This window comes from Actinomyces oricola (genome assembly GCF_004104015.1).
GTDB lineage: Bacteria > Actinomycetota > Actinomycetes > Actinomycetales > Actinomycetaceae > Actinomyces > Actinomyces oricola.
On sequence record NZ_RYFV01000016.1, the window covers coordinates 48,210 to 69,076 of the forward strand.

The following is a 20,867-nucleotide window of genomic DNA, read 5'->3' on the forward strand; positions in this document are numbered from 1 at the left end:
GCGGTAGGGTCCTGAGGGCGGACCCGTGTTCGCTGCGCCCCAAGAGACGGGTACGCTGTGGGCGTCCCTCGAATGTGAAGGAAGAAGATCTCATCATGACTCAGCCCCAGTATCCCGGACAGCCCTTCCCTCAGCAGCCGTCCGCCTCCTCCGCTCCTGCTCCGGCCACCAGCCAGTATGCAGCCCAGGGGCAGTACGCTCAGCCGGGCCAGGCGCAGGCCCCCTACGCCGGTGCCCCGGTTCAGGCCGCCTCAGGGGAGTCCTTCGTCAGCAACCTCATGAACTCCACCCGCGCCTTCGCCGCCAAGTACGGCAATCTGCTGTTCATTGTGGCCATGGTCGCCTACGGCCTGGACTGGTTCTTCAACGTCATCCTGGCGGTCATGAACCTCGCCAACGACTACGGCACCACGGGTGCCGATATCGTGCGCTTCTTCTCGACGCTCATTGTCGGCGCCGCCGCCGCCCTGGTCCAGCTCTTCATCTTCCGCATGATTATTGAGCTGGTCCGCAACACGGCGCCCAAGGGCGAGGGCCCGCAGGCCTGAGCGCGCGGAGGACTACTGGTGGCGGGCTCCTACGAGACCGAGGACGGTGAGCCGAAGTACGGTCGTCGTCTCAGCCAGGAGGAGCTTGACGCCTACCGCCGTGAGCACCGGCTCCCGGCCCCGGATTCCAGCTCCTCCGGCCGACGCCCAACGAGGACTGTCTCGGGCGTCGTCGGCACTGAAGCCGACCCGACTGCCGGGCCCGGCCTCCAGGGGCGGGCCGCACCGGTCGGGACAGGGGAATCCACTGCCGCAGGGCCCACGTGGGGTCATGCCGAGCAGACACCGCTCAGACGCTGGCGCCTGCTGGTTGCCGGCCTGATCGTTATGCTGCTGGTGCCCTTCGCCATGACCGTTGGGGCGCTCCTCTATGTCGTGGAGGGGCCCCTGTCCGCCGGCGCGGCCCTGGGCGAGACCGGTACTGTCTATCTGGAGCAGGGCAGCAACTGGGCCCTGTATTCCCCGTCACTGGCGGGCTCGATCCTGGAATGCTCAGTGACCGACCCCGCCGGCAACAGCCTTCCCCTGGAGGGTCTGGGGGAGGGGATTACCAACTACGCCGCTTTTGCCGCATCCACCACCGGGACCTACATCGTGAGTTGTCCCGGTGGGACGACGGGAGTGGTCGTCGGTCCAACTGTGGACGTGAGCCGCGTTCCCGCGGCCGGGACTGTGATCCTGGCAGCGGGTGCGTGCTCGCTGCTGGGCTTTGGTCTGACTGTTGCCGGCGGTGTCCGGGCCCTGAGCTCGCGAAGGCGGCGCTGAACCGCGTACTTTCACGCACTGCCACGTACTGCGCAGTGATGGCCGGGGGCCGGAACAGGACGTTCCGGCCCCCGGCCATCACTGAGGCGGCCATCACTGAGGCCGTCTCAGCCATCACTGAGGCGGCCATCACTGAGGCGGCCATCACTGAGGCGGCCATCACTGAGGCGGCCATCACTGAGGCCGTCTCAGCCAGCACTGAGGCGGCCCCGGCTATTACCGAGGCGGCTGGCTGTGGCCCGGCCACTCGGTGCTGCAGGGGCTATCAGGCAGGGTCACATGGTCGGCCACATGGTTATGGTCACTCGGTGCCAATGGCCTTGTCAGCGGCGTCACGGGCGGCGTCGACCTGGGAGGAGAACTTCCCCCCGGTCGCCTTCTTGGCGGCCTCACCGGCCTTGTCGAGCACCTGGTCGCTGATCTTCTCGCCCTTCTCGGAGGACAGGGCCCCGGTGGCCGCCTTCTTGAGGTTGTCAAGTCCCATGCGTGGTCTCCTTGTGCGGGTGCCGCAGTCGGGTGACGGCGGTCGCTGCCGATCGTGCCAGGCCAGACCGGTTCCCGCCAGGTAAGGCCCTGGTCCCCCTTCCCTCCCCCTCTCTTCAACGAAATCCTCACAGCACAACGGCCACGGACGTTGTGCTGTGAGGATTTCGTTGGAGGGGGGAGGGGAGGAGGGGCAGGAGGGGAGCATGGTGCGCTGCACACAAGCCGCGAACAGAGTTGAGCGGAATAGACTCAAGTTGTGGTGGGTTGAACCGGTCAGACCGCGCGGCGCACCGCCGTCGCCCCACGACATCACCCAAGGAGGTCCCATGGACACCAACTACACCACCCGCTCCCAGGAGGCGATCTCCGGAGCAATGCAGGCCGCGGCGGCGGCCGGCAATCCGCAAATCGATACCGCCCACCTGCTCGCCGAGCTCCTGACCCAGGAGGACGGCGTGGCCCTCGGCCTACTCGCCGCCCTCAACCCGGAGCCGTCCTCGCGCACCACCATTGGCGCGGCCACCCGCCGCATCCTGGCCTCCCTGCCCTCCTCCTCAGGATCCTCGGTGAGCCAGCCCCAGCCCTCACGCGCCTTCCTGGCCGCCCTGGAGACCGCCGCCACCGAGGCCAAGAACCTGGGGGACGACTACATCTCCACCGAGCACCTGCTCATAGGCCTGGCCGCCGGCCCCACCTCCGACCCCGTCGCCCGCCTGCTGCAGGACAACGGCGCCACCGCCGCCGCCCTGCGCCAGGCCCTGCCCACGGTCCGCGGCGGCGCACGCGTGACCTCCCCCAACCCCGAGGGCACCTACAAGTCCCTGGAGAAGTACGGCACCGACCTCACCAAGGCCGCCGCTGAGGGCAAGCTCGACCCCGTCATTGGCCGCGACGCCGAGATCCGCCGCGTCGTCCAGGTGCTGAGCCGGCGCACCAAGAACAACCCCGTCCTCATTGGCGAGCCCGGCGTCGGCAAGACCGCCGTCGTCGAGGGACTGGCCCAGCGGATCATCGCCGGCGACGTCCCCGACTCCCTGCGCGGCAAGCGCATTATCGCCCTGGACCTGGCCGGGATGGTCGCCGGGGCCAAGTACCGCGGCGAGTTCGAGGAGCGCCTCAAGGCAGTTCTCAAGGAGATCAAGGACTCCGACGGCGAGGTCATCACCTTCATTGACGAGCTCCACACCGTGGTGGGAGCAGGCTCGGGGGCCGAATCCTCCATGGACGCCGGCAATATGCTCAAGCCCATGCTGGCCCGCGGCGAACTGCGCCTGGTGGGGGCCACCACCCTGGACGAGTACCGCGAGCGCGTGGAGAAGGATCCCGCCCTGGAGCGGCGTTTCCAGCAGGTCTTCGTGGGGGAGCCCTCCGTGAGCGACACGGTGGCGATCCTGCGCGGCATCGCCCCCAAGTACGAGGCCCACCACCAGGTCACCATATCCGACGGCGCCCTGGTGGCCGCGGCCTCCCTGTCCGACCGCTACATCACCGGCCGCCAGTTGCCCGACAAGGCCATTGACCTCATTGACGAGGCGGCCTCCCGCCTGCGCATGGAGCTGGACTCCAGCCCCGTGGAGATCGACGAGCTGCGCCGTCGCGTCGAGCGCATGACCATGGAGGAGTCCTACCTCGCCGAGTCCTTGGACTCCGAGGGCCAGAACGCCGATCCCGCCGCCGCGGAGCGCCTGGAGCGCCTGCGCGCCGAGCTCGCCGACGCCTCAGAGCGCCTGACCGCCCTCAACGCTCGCTGGGAGGCGGAGAAGGCCGGCCACAACAAGATTGGTGAGTTGCGCGCCGCCCTCGACGAGCTGCGCACCCGTGCCGACCTGGCCGAGCGCGAGGGCTCCTTCGAGGAGGCCGGGCGCCTGCGTTACGGTGAGATGCCCGCCCTGGAGAAGCAGATCCGCGACGCCGAGGCCTCCGAGGCCGCCGTCATTGGGCCCGACGGCGTCGCCCGCGAGAGTGCGCCCGAGCCCATGATCGCCGAGAAGGTCGGCGCCGGCGAGATCGCTGAGGTTGTCGCCTCCTGGACCGGCATCCCCGTGGGCCGCCTGCTGCAGGGCGAGACCGCCAAGCTCCTGGAGATGGAGTCCGTCATTGGCCGGCGTCTCATTGGCCAGAAGACGGCTGTGGCCGCCGTGGCCGACGCCGTGCGGCGCTCGCGGGCGGGCGTGTCCGACCCCGACCGGCCCACCGGTTCCTTCCTCTTCCTGGGGCCCACCGGCGTGGGCAAGACCGAGTTGGCCAAGGCCCTGGCGGACTTTTTCTTCGACGACGAGCGCGCCATTGTGCGCATTGACATGTCCGAGTACTCCGAGAAGCACTCCGTGGCTCGACTTGTGGGCGCCCCTCCCGGGTATGTTGGTTACGAGGAGGGCGGGCAGCTCACCGAGGCCGTGCGGCGACGCCCCTATTCGGTGGTCCTGCTCGATGAGGTGGAGAAAGCCCACCCCGAGGTCTTCGACATCCTCCTGCAGGTCCTCGACGACGGGCGCCTGACCGATGGCCAGGGCCGTACCGTGGATTTCCGTAACACGATCCTGGTGCTCACCTCCAACCTGGGTTCACAGTTCCTCATTGACCCGTTGCTCAGCCCCGAGGAGAAGCGCAATGAGGTCATGGCCAGGGTGCGCGCGGCCTTTAAGCCCGAGTTCCTTAACCGCCTGGACGACACTCTTGTTTTCGATCCTCTGAGCAAGCAGGAACTGGGGCGGATCGTGGAGATCCAGCTGGTAAAGATGGCTGACCGCCTGGCCGACCGTCGTCTCACACTCACGGTGACTGATGCGGCCCGCGCCTGGCTCGCCGACGAGGGCTACGACCCCTCCTTCGGGGCCCGGCCTTTACGTCGCCTGGTTCAGCGCCAGATCGGGGACGAGCTGGCCAAGATGATCCTGGCCGGGGAGGTGCTCGACGGACAGGAGGTCGTCGTTGATCTCAGTCCCGACGGCGCCCACGCCGGTCTGGTTCTCACCGCCCGCGGGGAGGCGTGGGTGCCCAGCGCCACCAGCGCCGTGTGAGGCTGACTGTGCGAACCGGCCGCGGACTGGGCCGGGTCGGCTGGGCCGGTAGCGAACCGGCTGGGCCGGGTCGGCTAGGCCGGTAGCGAGCCGGCTGGGCCGGCCGCGGGAGGCCGCGCTCGGCCTGCGCGTGACCCCTGTGGGCCGCGGGCGGGTTCCTCGGCAGCATCTGCCGAGGAACCCGCCCGTCTTCGTTGTGTCCGCGGGTGTCCGCAGGTGTCTGCGGTGTCCGTGGTGTGGCCTCTGGTCCTGCAGCAGGAGGGGCCGGCACTGTGCGGGGCGGCCTCACCGGGATTCTTTCCCCCGGTTCCTGTAGCAGGAGGGTGCCCGGCGCGGAGGCCAGTGTCAAAATACGGATATGAATCCTGCAAGGACGCCCGAGCCCAGCCCGCCCGCCTCTGGATCCGCCAGGATGAGACGGGGGCCGGGCAGGCCCAAAGCGGGAAGCGAGAACAAACGCGAGAGGATCCTCCGCGAGGCCGTCGCCCTCTTCGGCGGGCGAGGCTACTCGGGAACGTCGTTGGCTGACATTGCGGCAGCGGCCGACATCTCCAAGGCCGGGCTCCTGCACCACTTCTCCTCCAAGGAGGAGCTTTTCGTCAAGGTTCTGGAGCGCTGGGACTCCGAAAGCCCCGCCGGGTCCGCCGGCCCGGAAGACGCATTGGACCCGTGGGTCCTGCTCGATAACTGGCTGCTGCTCATGGAGCGCCACATTCGCCGTCGGGATCTTGTGGCCATCTACTCGGCGACGGCCCCGTCAGTGTTGGACGTTTCCCACCCGGCCCACCACTGGATGGTGGAGCACCTGGTGCGGGCCATCACCCGTTTCGCGGAGGCCTTTGAACGGGGCAAGGAGGCTGGGACCGTGCGCCCGGAGATGCCCTCGGTGGCGGTGGCCCGCAGCCTGACGGCCCTGTCCGACGGCCTGCGCCTCCAATGGTTGTGTGCGACCACGCCGGATAATGGGGCCAAGGCGGTCTTGGACACCGACATGGTGGGGGAGATGCGCCTGTACGTCGAGAGTCTTAAGGCCCTGTGGTGCCTGGGGCCGACCGGAACCCGCGCACCCTGATCGGCCCCCATCGCATTCCCGCCCCGGCCGGGCACCCCTGGCGTCGCGGGCCCCGGATCGGCCGCCTCGCCGCCTTGTGCGGGCCGGGTTGGACGGGGCGGGTGCCGGAATGCCAGCCGGAACGCCAAGAGGCCTCGCACTAAGAAGTGCGAGGCCTCTGTCGGCGTCGGGGGCGCGGTCCCTGAATCGCGCTATCCCCGAACGCCTCGGCAGGTCATCGGAGTCCCTGATCTCCTCGTGCCGAGAGCGTTCCGACGGGCTCCATACTAGGCGACTGGAGGCCGATTGCATACCGCCAGACGGCTTCTGAATATAACGGCTCGGAAACGATTGGATGACAGGGGTGTAATGCCGTGACCTGCGCCACCCAAAGGTGTTGAGCGGCCCTCCTCGAGAGCCCTCAGGGGCATGCCAGGTCGCCAAACTCATGGATGCGATCGGTGAAAATTCCGGTGGCGCCCCAGGTGAAAAGCTCCTCTGCGCGCGCCCGGTTGTTGACGGTCCACACATTCACCCCATAACCGAGCGCGCGAATCTCCTCAACGCGAGAGCGCTCCAGGCCGGTGTTCGCCGGATTGATGGCCTGGACGCCGAGCATCTCGGCATAGGAGCGCCAGTCATCGCCCAGCAGCCCCACCCGGGTGAGAATTGCCAGGGGCGTGCCCGGGCGTCGTCGTCCCATCCGCTCCAGCAGCAGCGGGTTGAAGGAGGAGACCAGCACCTCGCAGTCCGGGGCGCGCCGCGCCTGCTCGTCAATGAGTTCGGCGACGCCGTCGACCAGCAATGAGCAGGCCGTGGCCCCCGCCTGGCAGGACTTCAGCTCAATATTGACGTTCAGGTGCCGCTGGGCTGCCAGGTCGAGGACCGCCGGCAGCGTGGGCACGCCCTCCCCGGCGAATGGGGTCGTGTCGAAGTTGGGTGCGGGGGCGGCGCTGGGCGCGGGGGCGGCGCCGGGCGCGGGGGCGGGGATGGTGAGCGCGAGGGCGGCGCCGGGGGCGCCGTCGGCGCTGGTGCCGCCGGGGGCCGCGCCTTCGGGCCCCGGGTCGCCGGCCGGCGGCCTTTCGGGTGTGAACCAGGAGCCGGCGTCCAGCGCCGGCAGGTCGGCGGCGGTGAGGTCGTAGTAGGGGCCGGTGCGATTGGTGGTGCGTTCCAGGAGCGAGTCGTGGATGACAATGAGGGTGCCGTCGCCCAGGACGTCCACATCGAGCTCGATCCAGCGCGCGCCGGCGTCGGCCGCGGCCCGGAAGGCGGCCAGGGTGTTCTCCGGCGCCAGAGCACTGGCACCCCGATGGGCCAGGACCAGGCGGGTGCCGGCCGGCACTGGGTGAGGGTGGGCAAGCGGCCGAAAGGCGATGGGGCGTGGCGCAACCATGGGCCGATCATGCACCGGTGCGTGGGAGGATTCAGCCCATGACCCCCCAGGACACCGCCGCGAGCCCGGCTATCTGTTTCAGCTCCGCCTACGACCAGGGTTTTGCCCGCGTGGCCGCCGTGACCCTGCCCGTCGTGCCCGCGGACCCGACCGCGAACGCCGCCGCCATCGTGGAGCAGGCCCGCATCCTGGGGGCCGACGGCGTGTGCCTGGCCGCTTTCCCCGAGTTGAGCCTGACCGGCTATGCCATCGACGACCTTCTTCTTCAGGACGTCCTGCTGAGCGAGGTCCTGACCGCTATCGAGGCCGTCCGTCGGGCCAGTGAGGAGATCCTGCCGACCCTGGTGGTGGGCGCCCCCTTGAGGGTGGGTGAGCGCCTGTGCAACTGCGCCGTCGTCATTGGCGGCGGCACGGTGCACGGGGTGGTCCCGAAGTCCTACCTGCCGACCTACCGGGAGTTCTACGAGGGGCGGCACTTCGCTGCCGGGCAGGGGCACGGCTGTTCGCCCGGGCGCATTGATCTGCCCGGTGTCGGGGGCGGCACGGGGGAGCGGGTCCCCTTCGGGCCCCACCTCCTGTTCGAGGTCCAGGACGTCGCCGGCCTGACCTTCCACGTCGAGGTTTGCGAGGACATGTGGGTGCCCGTGCCGCCCTCCTCCCTGGCGGCGCTGGCCGGAGCCTGCGTCCTGGTCAATATCTCGGGCTCACCGATTACCGTGGGCCGGGCGGAGGATCGTCAGCTCCTGGCCCGGGCCTCCTCGGCCCGCGGTCTGGCCGCCTACCTCTACGCCGCCGCCGGCCAGGGCGAGTCGTCGACGGATCTGGCTTGGGACGGCCAGACCTTCGTCTACGAGAACGGCATCCTCCTGGGCCACAGCGAGCGCTTCCCGGAGGGGCCGCGCGCCACCGTGGTCGACGTCGACCTGGAGGGCCTGCGCGCCGAGCGCCTGCGCCAGGGCACTTTCGCGGACAACCGCCGCAGCGTCGTCCGGCCCGAGGGGGATGGGGGCCGGGCCGCGGTTTTTGAGCGCGTACTCATCGCTCCCGGGTCGCGCCGGGTCCCCCGCACGGACATCGGGCTGCGCCGCAGCGTGGACCGCTTCCCCTTCGTGCCCAACGATCCCGCCCGCCTGGCCCAGGACTGCTACGAGGCCTACTCCATCCAGGTGGCCGGCCTGGTTCAGCGCCTGCGCGCCATTGGCAATCCTCGACTCATCATCGGGGTCTCCGGCGGCCTGGACTCCACCCACGCCCTCATTGTGGCCGCCCGCGCCATGGATCGATTGGGTCGCCCGCGCAGCGACATCCATGCCATCACCATGCCCGGCTTCGCCACTTCGGCGACCACCCGCCGCAACGCCGAGGAGCTGGCGCGCGGCCTGGGCTGCCGCTTCGAGGAGCTGGATATTCGCCCCGCCGCCGAGCAAATGCTCGCATCCATGGGGCACCCCTACGGCGCCTTCGCCGCAACCGGCCGGCTGCCCGACGGCGTGACGCACCGCGACCTCTACGACGTCACCTTCGAGAACGTCCAGGCCGGCCTGCGCACGGACTTCCTCTTCCGCATTGCCAACGCCCGTGGCGGCATTGTTCTGGGCACCGGGGATCTTTCCGAGCTCGCCCTGGGGTGGTGCACGTTCGGGGTGGGGGATCAGATGGCCCACTACGGGGTGAACGCCGGCATCCCCAAGACCCTCATTCAGCACCTCATCCGCTGGGTGGTGGCCGAGGGGCTCTTCGACGACGCCGTGGGGCGCACGCTCCTATCCATCCTGGACACCGAGATCAGCCCCGAGCTCGTGCCCGCCTCCGATTCGGAGCCCATTCAGTCCACCCAGGCCAGGATCGGCCCCTACGCCCTCCAGGACTTCACCTTGTGGCACGTGCTGCGCCGCGGCAGCCGCCCCAGCCGTATTGCCTTCCTGGCCCAGAAGGCCTGGGGGGACGCCGAGGCGGGGAACTGGCCGCAGGGCCTGCCCGAGGGGGAGCGCCGGGCCTACCAGCTGCCGGAGATCCGACGGTGGATGGTGCTGTTCTACCGGCGCTTCTTCGCCAATCAGTTCAAGCGCTCCACTTTGCCCAACGGCCCCAAGGTGGTGGCCGGCGGCTCGCTGTCCCCGCGGGGGGATTGGCGGATGCCCTCGGACGCCTCCGCCACGGCATGGCTGGCAGAGTTGGAGCGCAATGTGCCCACCGCCTGAGGGGCGCGGCAATGGTGCGCAGTCGTGCGCAGTCGTCCGGGAGGGCGACTGGGCGTGCTCGTCCCCCGGGATGAGAGGGTCTCCTCCTCACGGAGGAGAATGTGAACTATGTCACAACTGAACGTCTGGGTGAATCTTGGTGCGTCAACCGCTCGCGAGGGCCCCTGTGAGCCAGATAACCTCTGAGATGCACGCGCACGCCATCCGAGTCCCGGGTGGCGCGCACAAGACATGGAGGAGTGCATATGGTCGCAGTCATTGTCGCGGCCCATGGTCACCTGGCTGAGGGGCTCGTCGCCTCCTCGGCCATGATCGCAGGCCCGCAGGACGACGTCGTCGCCGTCACCTTTGACCCTTCGGAGGGTCCCGACGACCTTCTCGCCAAGTACGCAGCCGCAGTTGAGGCCTCTCCGAGTGATCAGTACCTGATCCTCGCCGACCTCTTCGGCGGCAGCCCTTACAACGCCGCAGCCCGTTTCGCTGCCGCCCGTGATGACGCCGACGTCGTCACTGGCGTCAACCTGCCGATGCTCGTCGAGGTTCTGGGGCGCCGCATGCTCGGCGGCAACCTGGCCGAGCTCGTCGAGGTGGCGAGCACTGCCGGCGCCAACGGGGTCAAGGTTCTCTCCCAGGTCTTCACCCCGACCTCCCCCGATAACGACAACGACGATGAAGGAGACGAGCTCTGATGGACATCAAGCTCATGCGCATTGACTCTCGACTGGTCCACGGCCAGGTCGCCAATAACTGGGCCGGCACCCTGGGCGCTGAGGCTGTTCTGGCAGTCTCCGACGGCGCTGCCAGCGATGAACTGCGCAAGACCCTCCTACTTCAGACCGGTGGCGGCAAGATCAAGGTGCACGTCCTGGGCGTGGAGAAGGCCGCCCGCGTCTTCAAGAACCCCAAGTACGCCAACCTCAAGGCGGTCATCGTCGTTGAGACCCCCGCTGACATTGTTCGCCTCCTGGACCTGGGAGTGGACGTCAAGGAGGTCAATGTCGGAGGCATGACTTTCAAGCAGGGGACCAAGCAGCTCTCTCAGGCCGTCTACGTTTCCGACGAGGATGTGGAGGCCTTCAAGGAGATCGACAAACGGGGGATCACCCAGTACATCCAGCAGGTTCCCTCAACCGGTCGCTCCGACCTCATGCCCGCCCTCTCCTCCAAGGGCTTCGCGTGAGCCGCCGCCCAGGCGCGCGCACCGTCCAGCAGCCCTCCGCCCCGTCCCTCATGAGAGAGCACTCCTATGCAAAGTGACATTAGCGTCATCCAGATCGTCCTGGTAGCCCTCGTGGCATTCGTCGCGGGCATGGCCAGCGTCTTGGATGAGCGTCAGTTCCACCGTCCGCTCGTCGCCTGCACCCTCACCGGCCTGGTCATGGGAGACCTGACCACCGGCATTGTGGTTGGCGGCTCCCTTGAGCTCGTGGCCCTGGGGTGGATGAACGTCGGCGCCGCCATGGCCCCCGACGCCGCCCTGGCCTCCACCGTCTCCACCGTCATCGCCATTGCCGGCGGCCAGGAAACCGGTGAGGCGATCGGCTTGGCCGTGCCGCTGGCCGTGGCCGGTCAGGCGCTCACGATCTTCGTGCGGACCATTAATATCTTCTTCGCCCACCAAGCGGACCGCTTCGCGGAGAAAGCCAATTACAACGGCATTATCACCATGCATTTCATAGCCCTGGCGCTCCAGGGCCTGCGCGTGGCCGTGCCCACTGCGGCCGTGGCGGTCCTCGCCTCCGGCGACGCGGTCCAAAATGCATTGGAAGCCATTCCCAAGGTGGTTAGCGAGGGTCTGGGCATCGCCGGTGGCTTTATTGTGGTCGTCGGTTACGCCATGGTCATCAATATGATGAAGGCGCGCTCACTCATGCCCTTCTTCTTCTTGGGCTTCGTGTTCGCCACCTTCTCCACCACAATGGCCGGCTCCGGCTCCGTCAGTGACCCCCTGGCCGGCAAGGAGGGGGCCGGGGAGATGGCCAATTGGGTCGTCACCACCGTGCCCACCGGAGTCACCCTGGTGGCCCTGGGCATCCTCGGCGCCTGCCTGGCGGTCATCTACGTCCAGCTCAACCCCCAGTTCCATGAGACCGTCAGCCTGCCGCAGGCGGCGGCCGGCGGTGGCGGCGGTGGTCTGGACGACGACCTCGACGACGAGCTCGACTGAGCCGGAAAGGAATCTGAGATGACTACTGCGACGGCTCCGGACAAGACCTCTGATCGTCTGTTGACCACCCGCGACCTGGGCTCCATGTACTGGCGCTCGACAACCCTGCTGGGCTCCTTCAACTTCGAGCGCATGCAGGCCATGGGCTTCTGCTTCACGCTCATGCCCGCGATCAAGAAGTTCTACCCGAACAGCAAGACCGAGCAGGCGGCCGCTCTCAAGCGCCACCTGGAGTTCTACAACACCCACCCCTGGGTCTCCTCAGTGGTTTTCGGCGTGGTGGCCGCCATGGAGGAGAAGCGCTCCAAGGGCGAGGACATTGGTGATGACACCATCACCAACGTCAAGGTGGGTCTCATGGGCCCTCTGGCCGGCGTCGGCGACCCCATCTTCTGGGGCACCGCTCGCCCCGTACTCGCGGCCCTGGGCGCCTCCCTGGCGCTCAATGGCTCGATTGTGGGCCCGCTCGTCTTCTTCTTGGGCATTAATATCCTGCGCGTCCTCATCCGCTGGTACGGCCTGAAGTTCGGCTACGAGCGCGGCACCGAGCTCGTTTCCGAGGTCGGCGGCGGCCAGCTCAAGAAGATCACCCAGATGGCGGCCATTATGGGTCTGTTCGTCATGGGCGCCCTGGTGGCCAAGTGGACCACCATTAAATTCCCCGGCGTGGTCTCCTCGGTCACGGCCGACGATGGCACGGTCACCGAGACCACTGTCCAGTCGATCCTTGACTCGCTGCTGCCCGGATGCGCCGCCCTGGGTCTGACTTTCTTGTGCATGTGGCTGCTGCGCAAGAAAGTGAACGCCCTATGGATCATCCTCGGCATGTTCATCGTGGGCATTATTGGACGCTGGACGGGCTGGCTCGGTTGAACCAGCTCGCACCACGGACGCGGGGCCGCCGGGAACCTCCCGGTGGCCCCGCGCCGCACCGTCGGCCAGCACTCCGCCGACCCCCGCCCCGCCCCGGGCAGACACGTAAGACCCCATGTCCCCGCGCCCCAGGAGGAGACCCCGTGCGCAAGCTCATCGCCACCGACCTCGACGGCACCATCTTGTTCAACCGGCGGGTCGGCGCCGAGGACCTTGCCGCCATGGACCGCTGGCGGGCCGCCGGGCACCTGCTGGTCGTCGACACCGGCAAGTCCGTCTTCGCCACCCGCGACACCATGGAGCCCTGCGGTGTCACCTTTGACTATGCGGTGACCTTCACGGGCGCCGTCATCACTGATGGCGACTACCAGCCCCTGTCCGCCCGCTACCTGCCCGAGGGACTCGCCCAGGAGATCGTGGCTCGACTCGTGGACGTTCCGCAGATCACGGTTTTCGCCACCACCATTGAGACCGACTACATCCTGGCCGACACCCTGCACGAAGTCTCACCGATCCTCCAAGTCTTCGTTCCCATGAATGTCGAGAGCATGGCCGCGCATCGCTTCATCGGGGTGCCCATGCGCGTGGTTGACGACGCCGAGCGCGACCGCATTGTCGACGATCTTCTGGGTCGCTACGGCTCCCAGATCGAGGTGTACCGCAATCAGGAGTTCCTCGACGTAGTGCCGGCGGGCTCCTCCAAGGGCGGGGGCCTGGCCGATCTCCTGGCCGGCCCGCTGGCCGGGCAGAAGATCGAGACTTGGAGCATTGGGGATTCCTGGAACGATCTATCCATGCATGAGGCCGCGGACCACGCGGTTGCTCTACCCTGGTCTCCTCCGGAGGTCACCGCGGCCTGCGAGCTGACGACGCCGTCCATTGCCGCGCTGATCGACTCGATTCTGGCTGAGGAGGACTCATGACCCAGGTGGGACGTCGTATCGCCGACTGGTTTAAGGGCGGTGACCCCGAGGGCCCGGCGAAGATCCGTGCGTGGATGACCGGGGACGACGGCCGTCCCGAGGGCCTGACCTACTCCATGGCCAAACCGGTCACCGTCCTCATGGTTATCGCCATAATCCTCTATTACCCGACGAAGGGCTACGGCTCCATTGTGGCACTGGTGCTCGCAATCTTCGTTATGGGCGGGCGCGCCCTGATTGAGCGGCAAGTGCGCCGGGACATGTCGGACCTGCAGGAGGCTCGGCGCCAGTACGGGCGCACCCGCAACCCCGACTATTTGACGTTCATGGTGCTGCGCGCCGAGGGCATGCTGGAGGACAATATGACCCTCACCCGTCCGACGAAGGCCTGGCTGACGGAGCAGGTCGAGTGGGCCAAGGAACAGCAGGCCAAAGTTGAGCGTCGTGCCGCGAAGAAAGCGGCCCGGGACAAGCGCCGTCGTTCCCAGGAACCGAACGGGGACGACACCGGGGCGACCACTGCAAGCGAGGAGGAGTGACCATGGGGCTGGTTGACACCCCGTATGTGAGAGCCGTCCTGTGGGACATGGATGGCACCCTTATGGATTCCCAGCCCATCTGGGACGAGTCCTTCCAACGGCGCTGTGAGGCCCTGGGGGGAACGGTCACCCCGGATATGGTTGCCGCAATTAAAGGCGCCTCGATCCGTCGCACCCATGAGGTCATTGCCTCCACCGGTGCCACCTCAGGACCCGACGACCCGGCGACCGCCCAGGTCTTCGCCACTATTGCCGCCGACGTCGAGGCCTCTGTGAAGGCGAACCCGCCCCTGCTCCCGGGGGCCAAGGAGATCACCTCGGCCATGGCCGAGGTGGGCTTGGCCCAGGTCATTGTCACCCAGTCGCCGCGCCCCATTGTGGAGTCGGTGGCCCACGCCCTGGGTGACGTCTTCGTCGAGCTGGTCACGGGGGACGACGTCGCCTCCGGTAAGCCCACCCCGGTGCCCTACGGCACCGCCATTGAGCTGCTGGGCCTGAGCCCTCAGGAGTGCGTGGCCGTGGAGGATTCGGCGACCGGTGCGGCCTCAGCCCGCTCCAACGACGTCTATGTCATCCAGATCGGCGGCACCAAGGTGTTCCCCGGTGACCCCGGCATTACCGTGGTGAAGAACCTCGCCGCCGTCACCCCGCACCTTCTTCTGTGGGCGCAGCGCTAACCGGGCCCCCCTTCCCACCCGCCCCTCCAACCTCCCCTTCCCACCCGCCCCTCCAACAAAATCCTCACAGCACAACGTCCGTGGCCGCTGTGCTGTGAGGATTTCGTTGGAGGAGGGGAGGGTGGAGGGCTACTCGGCGTAGCGGTAGACGTTGGTCTCGCGCAGCTCAAAGCCGGCGCGGCGGTAAAGACGGTTGGCGGCCTCGCGGGAGGGGCGCGAGGTCAGGTCCACGGTGCGCGCCCCCAGCGACTGGGCGTGGGCGACGGCGGCCTCCACCAGGGCCTGGCCGGCCCCCTGGCCCCGAGCGTCGGCGTCGACCACAACGTCCTCCACCCAGGCGCGCAGGCCAGTGGGGATGGTGAAAGTCGCCAGGGTGAGCATTCCCAGGATCGGGGCGGTCTGCCCCTCGGGGGCGTCCGGGCGGAAGACCAGCAGGTAGACGCCGCTCTGCGCCACGAGGTCCTCGCACTGCTGCGCGCTCAACGCCGGGGCGCTGCGCGAGAGCTGGGGGATGAGGCGCTCCATGGCCTCAACGATCTCGGGGCTGGAGGCGGTGACAATCTCAACGGTCATAGTCTCAATCTCTCCTGGGTCTGTCCTGGGCAGAGGCGGGTTGCGGGGCCGCCAACGACGGCTCTAGCACACTACCCGCTCGCCGGCCCGCACAGTCAGCGCGGTCCCGGGCGCACTGGGCCGGTCGAGCACCGGGTGCCCATGCACGCATGGAGTGTCTAGACCGGGTTCATAATCGCCGCCTGAATGAGGGTGGCGCCGTTGGCGCGGTCGCACAGTCGGAGGACATAGGGGTGGTCGACAATGAAGTCGATGGGATCCTGCGGGTCTATTGCCGCAGTGGCCTCGACTCCAATCTCGGTGACGGCCGCGGCCACGGTGCCGTCCTCGCGGACAATAAGGCGTACTTGTTGGACGACTTGTCCGACCCGCAGGTCGGGGGCCATGTTGTCCAGGGGACCGGCGGCCATGCCCAGGCTGGTGAGCAGTGGCATGAGGGGCGTAGGCCCGGAGGCGAGGTCCAGGCGGGGCAGGGCCAGATTGACGGTGCGGGCGCCGCCGTCGGAATCGGTTGCGGCCTCCAGGGCGGCGGAGGCCTGGGCCCAGGTCTCCTCTGGCAGGTCGGCGGGGCTAGTGCCGGCCTGGGGCAAGATGACGTCCATGACCAAGGAGGCCTCGCCGCTAGGGTCGGGGGCGCCGAGATAGGGGATGCGCAGGGCGGCCCACCCCTGGCCCTCGACGTGGGTGAAGGAGTGGGTCATGTGCATGAGGTCACAGGTGGTGGTGGAGCCGTTGGCCAGGGTGAAGGTGGAGTCTTCTGCGGTGTGGTTGGGCTCGAAGGCCTCCAGCCAGCGGGCGGCGAATAGGATCGCGTTTTGCAGCACCAAGCTTATGTCGGGGGTCACTTCAATGGCCGACTTGTCGATCAGGCCGCCGGTCTCGTGCTTGACCCAGGCGTCCAGGGATTTCTTGGCCTGGGAGCGCGGCACGCGCTCGGTGTCGGCGTCGAACCACTGGTGGACGGTGTCCAGGTAGGTTTGGGAGACCTGAAGGTCGTCAATGATCAGGACGCGATTGGCCGCGTGAACCAGGGGCGCTTCGGGGATCTCCTGGGGATCGAAGTCCTCCAGGGCGGAGTCGTCGACGTCGTTGCGCAGCAGGGAGTTCTGGATGGCCGACCAGGTCTGGTTGCGATCCTGACCGGAGGCCCCGAGCAGGGCGTCAATGCTCTGGGGGTCTGTGGCGCCGGGGGCGAGCAGGGCTAGAGCCAGCGCCAAGGACAAAGGCGAGGCCAGGGCGTTTTCTTCGGGCGCCCGGGCGAGAGCATCGGTGATCATGGCCGCGCCCAGGGCGTCGCAGGCGGCCACGGCCTCCTCCAAGGCCGGGGCCTCAGCAAGGGGGACTTGTTGCCGGGTGGCGGTCGAGGTCAGGGCGGTGGCGGGATTGCCGCCGAAAAGACTGCCCGAGCAGGAGGCCAGCGTCGCGGTCAGCACCGGAGCCAGCGCTAGCAGTGCGCGCCGAGAGACCAGGGGGCGACCATGAGGTGCACGATGGGCCGAGGGGGGTACGTGAGCACGATCGACGGGTAAAGCAGTCATACTCCACCCTACGCACTCTCGCCGTCATGGTGGGACCGTATGCGCCCGCCCGTCATGCCCGGGCTCGTCAACCCGGCCGCACGGTTCCGGTTCAGCGGACGAGTTCGACAAGCACCTCGGCATGGTCGGTGTGGGGGAACATGTCGAATAGGCGGGCCCGCCGCGCCCTCAAGGAGGGCATGCGGGCCAGGTCCTGCGCCAGGCTCACAGGGTTGCAGGAGGAGTAGAGCACCCGCCTTATCCCGGAGGCCTCGATCCGCCCGGCCAGCTCGGCCCCAATGCCGCGCCGCGGCGGGTTGACCACCAAGAGGTCGGGCGGGTCTGCCGCCCCGGGGTCGAGCAGGCGCGCATTGCCCGCCTCGAAGCGGACCAGGTCCGGGTCCAGCCCCATGAGCGTCACGGACTGGCGGGCGCCGTCAATGGCCGACGTCGAGACCTCCACTCCCAGGATCGTGCGGCCCGGGGCCGCCAGGGATAGGGCGAAGCCGCCCACGCCGCAGAACAGGTCCCACACGCGTCTCGGGGCGCGCGCGGGACTGCCCTCAGCGCCGACGCCCTCCTGCGCCCAGGCCCGGGCGGTGGCGTACAGGGCCTGAGCCACGGCGGTGTTGGTCTGGAAGAAGGAGCGTGTGGGCAGGTGCAGGAGCAGCTCGCCGTTCACCAGCTGGACGGGGCGCCCGGCGCCGTGCTCTGGGCCGGCCTTCATCGGCGTCGTCACCGACAGGGCGGGCGCTGAACGGGCCGGGCCGGGCGGCGGGCCGCTGGGCGCCGGGTGTCGGCCGGGCAGGTGCAGGCGCATGAGAAGTCGGTCGGAGGCGGTGAGCACGATCTCCTCCTCACCCTCGATCACGGCCTGGTGCACCGGCTGAATATTGACGCTCGCCACCGCCAGCTGCGGCAGGCGCTGGTGCAGCTGTGGCAGGGCCTCGCGCAGTGTCCGCAGATGGCGTCGCGAACGCAGCACGAAGCGCACCATGAGGTCGCCGTCGGGCGAGGCGGTGACCAGCAGGTGCTTAAGCTCACCGCGGCGGGCGGGTACGTCGTAGGGGATGAGCCCCAAGGAACCGATCAGGGAGGCGAGCACCGGGAGGGCGGCCTGAAGTTCCCGGGCGTGCAGGGGGCAGGAGCGCAGGTCGACGCCCCTGCCGGTGGCGTCGAGGATCCCCAGGGTCGGTCGCCCAGTGGTGCCGGCCACAACCATTTTGGCCTTGTTGCGAAAGCCGGTTGGGGCGCTGGAGGCCGGTGGCGCCCAGGCGCTCCGTGGCACCGGGGACGGGCCCGCAGCGAGCAGGGCTGCGACCTTCTCCTGCTTGGCGGCCAGCTGGAGGTCCAGAGGCGTGGGCAGGTGGGGGCAGGAGCGGCATTGGCCGGCGTCGTGCCAGGCGCACAGCCCAGGACTGACGGGACTGGACGGTCCAGGGCCGGTTGGTCGGGGCGAGCGCGCCCGGGCGCGTCGGGCCATGGCGTCTCCTTCCGGCGGTCCCCCGAATCATAGGCGCCGCCCGGCGGACATCGGCTGCCCCCGGGGCTGCCCCCCGGACCGGCTGCCCCTGACCCGGCGCGAGGGACCGGCTGCTTGGGCGTCGGCCGGGTGCGGACATGTCTCGGAGGCGTCACGGACCTCCGGTACCCTGAGCGATGGCGTGCGCACCGCCACGCTGCCACCACAACCAGGGAGTGCCCATGCCAGCCGTTGTCGTCGTCGGGACCCAGTGGGGTGACGAGGGAAAGGGCAAGGCGACTGACCAGCTCGGTCAGAGCGTCGACTACGTCGTCAAGTTCAACGGGGGCAACAACGCCGGGCACACCGTCGTCATTGATGGGGAGAAGTTCGCCTTCCACCTCCTGCCCGCCGGCGTGCTGACCCCCGGTGTTGTTCCCGTCATTGGCAACGGCGTCGTCGTGGACCTGGAGGTCCTTTTCAAGGAGATTGAGGAGATTGAGTCCCGCGGCAAGGACACCTCCAATCTGCGCATCTCCGCTAACGCCCACATTATCCCCTCCTATAACCGCACCCTGGACCGCACCACTGAGCGATTCCTGGGCTCCCGCCAGATCGGGACCACCGGACGCGGCATTGGCCCGACTTACGCGGACAAGATGAATCGTGTCGGCATTCGCATCCAGGACCTCTTTGATGAGTCCATCCTGCGCCAGAAGGTCCGCAGCGCCTTGGACCAGAAGAACGGTCTTTTCCTTAAGATCTTCAACCGTCCCGCCATTGATCCTGAGGCGGTCGCCGACGAGCTCCTGTCCTACACCGAACGCGTGCGCCCCATGGTGGTGGACTGCTCCCTGCTCATTAATGACGCCCTGGACGCGGGCAAGACCGTGCTCTTCGAGGCCGGCCAGGCCACCATGCTCGACATTGACCACGGCACGTACCCCTTCGTCACCTCCTCCAACCCCACCGCCGGCGGCGCCTGCACCGGCACCGGGGTGGGCCCCACCCGTATTGACTCAGTGGTGGGTGTGGTCAAGGCCTACACCACCCGCGTGGGGGAGGGCCCCTTCCCCACCGAACTCACCGACAGCATCGGCGAGCGGTTGCGCGACGAGGGCGGCGAGTACGGGGTCACCACTGGGCGGCCGCGCCGGTGCGGTTGGCACGACGCCGTCGTGACCCGCTACGCCGCCCGCGTTAACGGCCTGACCGATCTGGTCATGACCAAGCTTGATGTGCTTACCGGCCACGCAACGATCCCGGTGTGCGTGGCCTACGAGGTCGACGGGCGGCGCACCGAGGACATGCCCCTGACCCAGTCCGATCTCCACCACGCCGTTCCCGTCTACGAGGAGCTGCCCGGCTGGAGCCAGGATATTACCGGCGTGCGCGATTTCGCCGATCTGCCCCGGGCCGCCCAGGACTATGTGCTGCGCATTGAGGAACTGGCCCGCTGCCGCGTCTCGGTCATTGGCGTGGGTGCGGGGCGGGAGGCCACCATTACCCGCCACCCGCTGCTGGGCTGAGGGCGCCCGGCCGTTCATAGCCGGTCGGGGCCGGCGGCGCATCGGGGGCCGGCTGCGGCATTAGAGGTACAAAAGACGTGTGCCCTCGGCGAGAGCCGAGGGCACACGTTACGAGTTGTCGGAGGCGTTGACTATCACTGGCCGGGGAAGGGCGGCTGGCCGGGCTGGGGGCCGGGCCCTGGCATGGGGGCTCCGGGCTGGGGGCCGGGCCCCGGCATGGGGGCAGCGGGCTGGGCGGCCTTGCGCTTCTTGGAGTTGTTCACCAGAACAACAGCAACGATTGCGCCGACGACCACCAGCAGGAGCACCCCACCACCGACGAGGAGGAGCGCCATGGAGCCGCTGCCATCCCCGCCCACGGCGCGCAGGTCGCCCTGCTCGTCGAGGAAGTTGTCCCAGGTGACCGTGTTGCCCTTGACGGTGCTGTTCCCACTGTGCTCTGTGACCTTCCCGGGGAAGGTCACAGAGAGAGTGCTCTTAACGTCGCTCTTGTACTCCTCCATTTCAGAGCTCTTCTTCATATTGAAGACGTAGGTGCTGCCTTCATGGGTAATGGAGGTGTCGCCGCGGAACTCGCTGAGGGGGATGTTGGTGGCCTTGATCTCGCAGGTCGGGTTCCCTTCTTCTCCCTTCTCCGTGAATTTGTAGGTGATCTCTGCCCCCTCGGGGATGTTGGAGTTATCGCCCGTCCCCTCTTCGCTGCAACTCTGCTCTGTGACGTAACCGGATCCTGTGGAATCCCACATTATATACGTGAGGTCGACTCTGTCGTCCTTTTTGATCTTGAAGTCGTATGTGACGCCGCAGGCGCTCAGAAGCACCAGGAGCGGAATCAGGGCTGCGGCCGCGGCACGCCGGCGATTGGCGGGAGAAAGGATGCTCATGGGCGCGAGTCTACAGGGCCCCGGGCGATCGTCACTGGGCATCGTGCAGGGGCTTGGCAAAGTTGTTTGTTGTGGGGCTGGCCTGGGGTGATGGCGGGTTCTGGGGGTGCGGGGGTTGCGGCGTGGCCTGCTTGGGAGATGATGGATAGTGCTTAAACAGTCCTGCATTCCTCGAAGGTGAGGCCACGCCGCTATGCCATCCTGCCCCATCGAGGTCCTGTCGCGCCAGAGTCTGCTCGATGTCCTGGCCAAGGTATCC

19 protein-coding genes are annotated in these 20,867 nt (G+C 68.0%); 13 read left to right on the forward strand and 6 right to left on the reverse strand.

Features of this window, described 5'->3' with window-relative positions:
* Positions 1 to 95 precede the first annotated feature (95 nt).
* Together EUC46_RS07740 and EUC46_RS07745 are read left to right on the forward strand one after the other, a co-directional pair.
* Complete coding sequence (locus tag EUC46_RS07740) at positions 96 to 548, forward strand: collagen-like protein (protein WP_128773600.1); 453 nt, start codon at positions 96 to 98, stop codon at positions 546 to 548.
* Between the two features lie 18 nt (positions 549 to 566).
* Positions 567 to 1,313 carry a hypothetical protein gene (locus EUC46_RS07745; protein ID WP_128773601.1) on the forward strand — a complete coding sequence of 249 codons (747 nt, stop codon included), beginning with the start codon at positions 567 to 569 and terminating at the stop codon, positions 1,311 to 1,313.
* 301 nt (positions 1,314 to 1,614) lie between these two features.
* Here the strand turns inward: EUC46_RS07745 and EUC46_RS07750 are convergent, their stop codons facing one another.
* Positions 1,615 to 1,797 (reverse strand): Rv0909 family putative TA system antitoxin, encoded by a 183-nt coding sequence (locus tag EUC46_RS07750; RefSeq protein WP_128773602.1) that lies wholly within the window; start codon positions 1,795 to 1,797, stop codon positions 1,615 to 1,617.
* A 328-nt stretch (positions 1,798 to 2,125) separates the two neighbouring features.
* Here EUC46_RS07750 and EUC46_RS07755 point away from each other — a divergent pair, with 328 nt between their 5' ends.
* Both EUC46_RS07755 and EUC46_RS07760 read left to right on the forward strand, forming a co-directional pair.
* Positions 2,126 to 4,819: an ATP-dependent Clp protease ATP-binding subunit gene (locus EUC46_RS07755; protein ID WP_128773603.1), complete on the forward strand. Its 2,694-nt coding sequence runs from the start codon at positions 2,126 to 2,128 to the stop codon at positions 4,817 to 4,819.
* A 412-nt stretch (positions 4,820 to 5,231) separates the two neighbouring features.
* Positions 5,232 to 5,891: a TetR/AcrR family transcriptional regulator gene (locus EUC46_RS07760; RefSeq protein WP_241655476.1), complete on the forward strand. Its 660-nt coding sequence runs from the start codon at positions 5,232 to 5,234 to the stop codon at positions 5,889 to 5,891.
* A gap of 400 nt (positions 5,892 to 6,291) precedes the next feature.
* Here EUC46_RS07760 and EUC46_RS07765 read toward each other — a convergent pair whose 3' ends face one another.
* Positions 6,292 to 7,212, reverse strand: a complete 921-nt coding sequence (locus EUC46_RS07765; RefSeq protein ID WP_164918779.1) for a glycerophosphodiester phosphodiesterase family protein — start codon at positions 7,210 to 7,212, stop codon at positions 6,292 to 6,294.
* Between the two features lie 89 nt (positions 7,213 to 7,301).
* Between EUC46_RS07765 and EUC46_RS07770 the strand changes: the two genes are divergently transcribed.
* The 8 genes from EUC46_RS07770 (at position 7,302) to EUC46_RS07805 (ending at position 14,643) form a co-directional block, all read left to right on the forward strand.
* A complete protein-coding gene (locus EUC46_RS07770) occupies positions 7,302 to 9,464 on the forward strand; it encodes an NAD(+) synthase (protein WP_128773606.1) in 2,163 nt (720 codons plus the stop codon).
* Positions 9,465 to 9,709: 245 nt separating this feature from the next.
* A complete protein-coding gene (locus tag EUC46_RS07775; protein ID WP_128773607.1) occupies positions 9,710 to 10,153 on the forward strand; it encodes a PTS sugar transporter subunit IIA in 444 nt (147 codons plus the stop codon).
* Entirely contained in the window at positions 10,153 to 10,644 is a 492-nt protein-coding gene (locus EUC46_RS07780) for a PTS sugar transporter subunit IIB (RefSeq protein WP_128773608.1), read from the forward strand. The genes EUC46_RS07775 and EUC46_RS07780 overlap by 1 nt, the downstream gene beginning before the upstream one ends.
* A 66-nt stretch (positions 10,645 to 10,710) precedes the next feature.
* The gene (locus EUC46_RS07785; RefSeq protein WP_128773609.1) at positions 10,711 to 11,631 is read left to right on the forward strand and encodes a PTS mannose/fructose/sorbose transporter subunit IIC; all 921 of its coding nucleotides are present in this window, start codon (positions 10,711 to 10,713) and stop codon (positions 11,629 to 11,631) included.
* 18 nt (positions 11,632 to 11,649) lie between these two features.
* Positions 11,650 to 12,504: a PTS system mannose/fructose/sorbose family transporter subunit IID gene (locus tag EUC46_RS07790; protein ID WP_128773610.1), complete on the forward strand. Its 855-nt coding sequence runs from the start codon at positions 11,650 to 11,652 to the stop codon at positions 12,502 to 12,504.
* Between the two features lie 143 nt (positions 12,505 to 12,647).
* Positions 12,648 to 13,427 carry an HAD-IIB family hydrolase gene (locus tag EUC46_RS07795; RefSeq protein WP_206645936.1) on the forward strand — a complete coding sequence of 260 codons (780 nt, stop codon included), beginning with the start codon at positions 12,648 to 12,650 and terminating at the stop codon, positions 13,425 to 13,427.
* Positions 13,424 to 13,966, forward strand: coding sequence for a hypothetical protein (locus EUC46_RS07800; protein WP_128773612.1), 543 nt, complete (start codon positions 13,424 to 13,426; stop codon positions 13,964 to 13,966). Before EUC46_RS07795 ends, EUC46_RS07800 begins: the two co-directional genes overlap by 4 nt.
* A 2-nt stretch (positions 13,967 to 13,968) precedes the next feature.
* Complete coding sequence (locus EUC46_RS07805) at positions 13,969 to 14,643, forward strand: HAD family hydrolase (RefSeq protein ID WP_128773613.1); 675 nt, start codon at positions 13,969 to 13,971, stop codon at positions 14,641 to 14,643.
* Positions 14,644 to 14,772: 129 nt separating this feature from the next.
* Here EUC46_RS07805 and EUC46_RS07810 read toward each other — a convergent pair whose 3' ends face one another.
* The 3 genes from EUC46_RS07810 to EUC46_RS07820 all read right to left on the reverse strand — a co-directional run bounded on the left by EUC46_RS07810 (position 14,773) and on the right by EUC46_RS07820 (position 18,216).
* On the reverse strand, positions 14,773 to 15,216 hold the full coding sequence (locus EUC46_RS07810) for a GNAT family N-acetyltransferase (protein ID WP_128773614.1): 444 nt from the start codon (positions 15,214 to 15,216) through the stop codon (positions 14,773 to 14,775).
* 158 nt (positions 15,217 to 15,374) lie between these two features.
* Complete coding sequence (locus EUC46_RS07815; protein WP_128773615.1) at positions 15,375 to 16,754, reverse strand: serpin family protein; 1,380 nt, start codon at positions 16,752 to 16,754, stop codon at positions 15,375 to 15,377.
* A gap of 91 nt (positions 16,755 to 16,845) precedes the next feature.
* Positions 16,846 to 18,216 (reverse strand): methyltransferase domain-containing protein, encoded by a 1,371-nt coding sequence (locus EUC46_RS07820; RefSeq protein WP_128773616.1) that lies wholly within the window; start codon positions 18,214 to 18,216, stop codon positions 16,846 to 16,848.
* A 221-nt stretch (positions 18,217 to 18,437) separates the two neighbouring features.
* Here EUC46_RS07820 and EUC46_RS07825 point away from each other — a divergent pair, with 221 nt between their 5' ends.
* Entirely contained in the window at positions 18,438 to 19,724 is a 1,287-nt protein-coding gene (locus EUC46_RS07825) for an adenylosuccinate synthase (RefSeq protein WP_128773617.1), read from the forward strand.
* A 134-nt stretch (positions 19,725 to 19,858) separates the two neighbouring features.
* Here EUC46_RS07825 and EUC46_RS07830 read toward each other — a convergent pair whose 3' ends face one another.
* Positions 19,859 to 20,608, reverse strand: coding sequence for an LppM family (lipo)protein (locus EUC46_RS07830; protein ID WP_128773618.1), 750 nt, complete (start codon positions 20,606 to 20,608; stop codon positions 19,859 to 19,861).
* Positions 20,609 to 20,867: the final 259 nt, after the last annotated feature.

Coding starts and splice junctions, on each gene's coding strand:
- EUC46_RS07740 (WP_128773600.1), top strand. CDS start 96: ATGACTCAGCCCCAGTATCCCGGACAGCCCTTCCCTCAGCAGCCGTCC.
- EUC46_RS07750 (WP_128773602.1), bottom strand. CDS start 1,797: ATGGGACTTGACAACCTCAAGAAGGCGGCCACCGGGGCCCTGTCCTCC.
- EUC46_RS07755 (WP_128773603.1), top strand. CDS start 2,126: ATGGACACCAACTACACCACCCGCTCCCAGGAGGCGATCTCCGGAGCA.
- EUC46_RS07760 (WP_241655476.1), top strand. CDS start 5,232: ATGAGACGGGGGCCGGGCAGGCCCAAAGCGGGAAGCGAGAACAAACGC.
- EUC46_RS07770 (WP_128773606.1), top strand. CDS start 7,302: ATGACCCCCCAGGACACCGCCGCGAGCCCGGCTATCTGTTTCAGCTCC.
- EUC46_RS07775 (WP_128773607.1), top strand. CDS start 9,710: ATGGTCGCAGTCATTGTCGCGGCCCATGGTCACCTGGCTGAGGGGCTC.
- EUC46_RS07780 (WP_128773608.1), top strand. CDS start 10,153: ATGGACATCAAGCTCATGCGCATTGACTCTCGACTGGTCCACGGCCAG.
- EUC46_RS07785 (WP_128773609.1), top strand. CDS start 10,711: ATGCAAAGTGACATTAGCGTCATCCAGATCGTCCTGGTAGCCCTCGTG.
- EUC46_RS07790 (WP_128773610.1), top strand. CDS start 11,650: ATGACTACTGCGACGGCTCCGGACAAGACCTCTGATCGTCTGTTGACC.
- EUC46_RS07800 (WP_128773612.1), top strand. CDS start 13,424: ATGACCCAGGTGGGACGTCGTATCGCCGACTGGTTTAAGGGCGGTGAC.
- EUC46_RS07805 (WP_128773613.1), top strand. CDS start 13,969: ATGGGGCTGGTTGACACCCCGTATGTGAGAGCCGTCCTGTGGGACATG.
- EUC46_RS07810 (WP_128773614.1), bottom strand. CDS start 15,216: ATGACCGTTGAGATTGTCACCGCCTCCAGCCCCGAGATCGTTGAGGCC.
- EUC46_RS07815 (WP_128773615.1), bottom strand. CDS start 16,754: ATGACTGCTTTACCCGTCGATCGTGCTCACGTACCCCCCTCGGCCCAT.
- EUC46_RS07820 (WP_128773616.1), bottom strand. CDS start 18,216: ATGGCCCGACGCGCCCGGGCGCGCTCGCCCCGACCAACCGGCCCTGGA.
- EUC46_RS07825 (WP_128773617.1), top strand. CDS start 18,438: ATGCCAGCCGTTGTCGTCGTCGGGACCCAGTGGGGTGACGAGGGAAAG.
- EUC46_RS07830 (WP_128773618.1), bottom strand. CDS start 20,608: ATGAGCATCCTTTCTCCCGCCAATCGCCGGCGTGCCGCGGCCGCAGCC.